General features: G+C 72.2%; 2 protein-coding genes and 1 pseudogene. 1 reads left to right on the top strand and 2 read right to left on the bottom strand.

Translation table 11 applies throughout. The features are described from left to right. Positions 1 to 756: pseudogene (locus HMPREF0731_RS16025) on the top strand (hypothetical protein); the annotation flags it as partial. A gap of 11 nt (positions 757 to 767) precedes the next feature. Here HMPREF0731_RS16025 and HMPREF0731_RS16020 read toward each other — a convergent pair. After that, positions 768 to 1,559: a suppressor of fused domain protein gene (locus HMPREF0731_RS16020; RefSeq protein WP_007005219.1), complete on the bottom strand. Its 792-nt coding sequence runs from the start codon at positions 1,557 to 1,559 to the stop codon at positions 768 to 770. A 108-nt stretch (positions 1,560 to 1,667) separates the two neighbouring features. Then, positions 1,668 to 2,873 carry a CaiB/BaiF CoA transferase family protein gene (locus tag HMPREF0731_RS16015; protein WP_007005218.1) on the bottom strand — a complete coding sequence of 402 codons (1,206 nt, stop codon included), beginning with the start codon at positions 2,871 to 2,873 and terminating at the stop codon, positions 1,668 to 1,670. Between the last annotated feature and the right edge of the window lie 128 nt (positions 2,874 to 3,001).

The raw sequence follows: 3,001 nt of genomic DNA, 5'->3' as shown, positions 1-3,001 counted from the left end.
GCGGGCTCGGCGGTGCCGGTCGCCGGCACGGCGGGCGGGCTGGCGCTGGGCGGCGGCACGGGCGTCGTGGTCGGCACCGGCATCGGCACCGTCTATGGCGGCTATCTGGGCGGCGAGATCGGCGAGGGCGCCGGCGAGGCGGTGGTCAGCCTGGCCGGGCAGGCGGCCGATTATCTCGGCTGGGGCGATGGCAAGACCGACCGGCTGGAGGGCGCCGCCGCCTTCGACGCGGCGTTCGACAGCGGCCGCTTCGGGGAGGACAGCTTCGATTCCGGCCGTTTCGGCGATGCCGCCGGCTTCGACACCGGCCGCTTCGGCGGCGCCGGGAATGGCGGGAGCGGTTTCGACGGTCTCGGCACCGGGGTAACCGGCTTCGGCGATTTTGACGGCACCGGCTGGGGCGGCAGCTTCGATGGCGAGGCCGGGCTCGGCTTCAGCGAGACAGGCTTCGACAGCGATGGCTGGAGCAGCGGCTTCGACAATGGCCGGTTCGGGGATGCGGGCGGCTTCGACAGCGGGCGCTTCGGCGATTCCAGCGGCTCCGGCTGGGATGGCGGCTTCAGCGAGACGGGCTTCAACAGCGATGGCTGGGGTGGCGATGCCACCGCCACCTCCAGCAGCGATGGCAGCAGCGATGGCAGCAGCGATGGCTGGGGCGGCGGCAGCGTCGACTATGGCGGCTCCGGCTGGGATGGCGGCTTCAGCGAGACAGGTTTCAACAGCGATGGCTGGGGCGGCAGCGATTCCTACTGGTGAGGGCCACGCCCTCAGCCCAGGGCGGCGCGGACCAGGCTGCTGCGATGGCGTTGCGGCGCCGCCGCCAGGCGCTCGGCCAGGGCACGCCGCGCCTCGGCCCCGCCCTGCCGCAGCGCCTCCAGCTCCTCGGCCCGCAGCAGCACCACCGGCACCGCCTGCACCGGGGAGAGCGGCATGCCGGGGATCCGCACGGCGAAATCCGGCGCTGGGCCGCCGATCAGCACGCCGAGCGAATCATCCGCCGTGGCGAAGCCCGCCGGCAATTGCCTCGGCAGGCTGTGCGCCTGGCTGAAGCCCGGCAGCTCCATGGACAGCACGCCGTGGCGCTGCAGCATCGGCATCACCCCGCCGGCGCCGGCCACGCTGGCGGCCACATTCTGCAGGATCTCGAAGGCCCAGGAGCGGCCGAGGCCGCTGATGTCGCCAGGCGCCCCGGCCAGCGCCGGATCGATCTCGGCGGTTTCCAGGAACAGCTCCATGCCGAAGCCATTGCCGCCACCGGTGACGCCCTCGAAAGGATCGGACAGGCCGTCGGTGGCCAGGATCAGCGACCCGCCGCGCCGCACCACGCGATAGGCCTGGCGGGTGGCGGGCCAGGCCGGGCCGCCCATCAGGCCGGGGCTGATCAGGGGTGCCAGCAGATCGGGCTCGACCTGGCCGATGCCGGACCAGTAAGCGTCGCGCGCCGCCTGGCTGGCCTCGCAGGCGGCCGAATCCGGCGGCGGCGCGACGGCGGCCTGCGGGGCCGGGGGCGTGGCGGGCCGCCCGCCGAACAGGGCGCGCAACCGGTCGAACACACCCATCCTCAACTCCCTCGCTGGTCCCGGCAGGAGATGCCCGGCCCGCCACCCCCTGGCCAGTGACGAGGGGGTGAACAGGGGGGCGGCGGGCGCGCGCCGCCGCCCCTCCGGTCAGACGATGCCGCCCTGCTTCATTGTGGCGATCTCGGCCTCGGCGAAGCCCAGGCCGCGCAGCACCTCCTCCGTGTGCTGGCCGAGCAGCGGCGCGGCGGAGCGGTAGTCGGGCGGCGTGGCCGAGAGCTTCACCGGGTTGGCGATCACCTTCACCGTCTCGCCCGAGGCGTGCGGCATCTCCACCACCATGTTGCGCGCCACCACATGCGGGTCGGCGAACACGTCCCGCAGCGTGTTGATCGGGCCGCAGCCGATCTTCAGCGCCTCCAGCTGCGCGATCCATTCCCTGGTCGGCTTGGTGCGCGTCACCGTCGTCATCGTCTCGGTCACCAGGGCCCGGTTGGCGACGCGCGCGGCATTGGTGGCGTAGCGCTCATCCGCCAGCAGGTGCTCCAGGCCGAAGCTGCGGCAGAAGCGCTCGAAGGTCGGGTCGTTGCCGATCGACAGCACCATGTAGCCATCCGCGGTCGGGAAGACCTGGTAGGGCACGATGTTGGGGTGCTGGTTGGACAGGCGCGGCGGGTTCTCGCCGGTGGCCAGGTAGTTCATGCCCTGGTTCGCCAGCCAGGCCACATGCGTGTCCAGCATGCCGATGTCGATCTGCTGGCCCTGGCCGGTGGCCTCGCGGTGCCGCAGCGCGGCCAGGATGCCGATCGTGCCGTAGAGCCCGGCGAACAGGTCGGCCACCGGGATGCCGACCTTCTGCGGCTCGCCCTCGATCTCGCCGGTCAGCGACATGACGCCGCCCATCGCCTGGATCAGCGCGTCATAGCCCGGGCGCGGGGCGTAGGGGCCGGTCTGGCCGAAGCCGGTGATCGAGCAGTAGATCAGCTTCGGATACTTCTCTTTCAGCTGCTCCCAGCCGAGGCCGTACTTGGCGAGCGCGCCGACCTTGAAGTTCTCCACCAGGATGTCGGCGGTCTCCAGCAGGCGGTGCACGATCGCCTGGCCCTCGGGCTTGGCGATGTCGACGGTGACCGACTTCTTGTTGCGGTTGACGCCGACGAAATAGGCGCTCTCCCGCGTGTTCGGCACATAGGGGGGGGCGAAGCCGCGGGTGTCGTCGCCGGCCTCGGGCCGCTCGATCTTGATCACCTCGGCGCCGAGATCGCCCAGCATCTGCGTGGCGGTGGGGCCTGCCAGCACCCGGGTCAAATCCACCACGCGAAGCCCCTTCAGCGGGCCGGTCGGTTCAGCGGTCACGGTGTTTCTTCCTTCTTGAGACGTGGCCAGGCGGGGGCCGCGACAGGCGGCCCCCCCTCCCCGTCGGACTCAGTCATCCTGGCGCGCCGGGGCGGCGGGCTCGGCCGCCGGCGGGCTTGCGGCCGGGC

Origin of the sequence: Pseudoroseomonas cervicalis ATCC 49957 (genome assembly GCF_000164635.1) — a bacterium.
GTDB classification, from domain to species: domain Bacteria; phylum Pseudomonadota; class Alphaproteobacteria; order Acetobacterales; family Acetobacteraceae; genus Pseudoroseomonas; species Pseudoroseomonas cervicalis.
The sequence above is the reverse complement of the archived record's forward strand: the minus strand, read 5'-3'. Positions and strand labels throughout refer to the sequence as shown.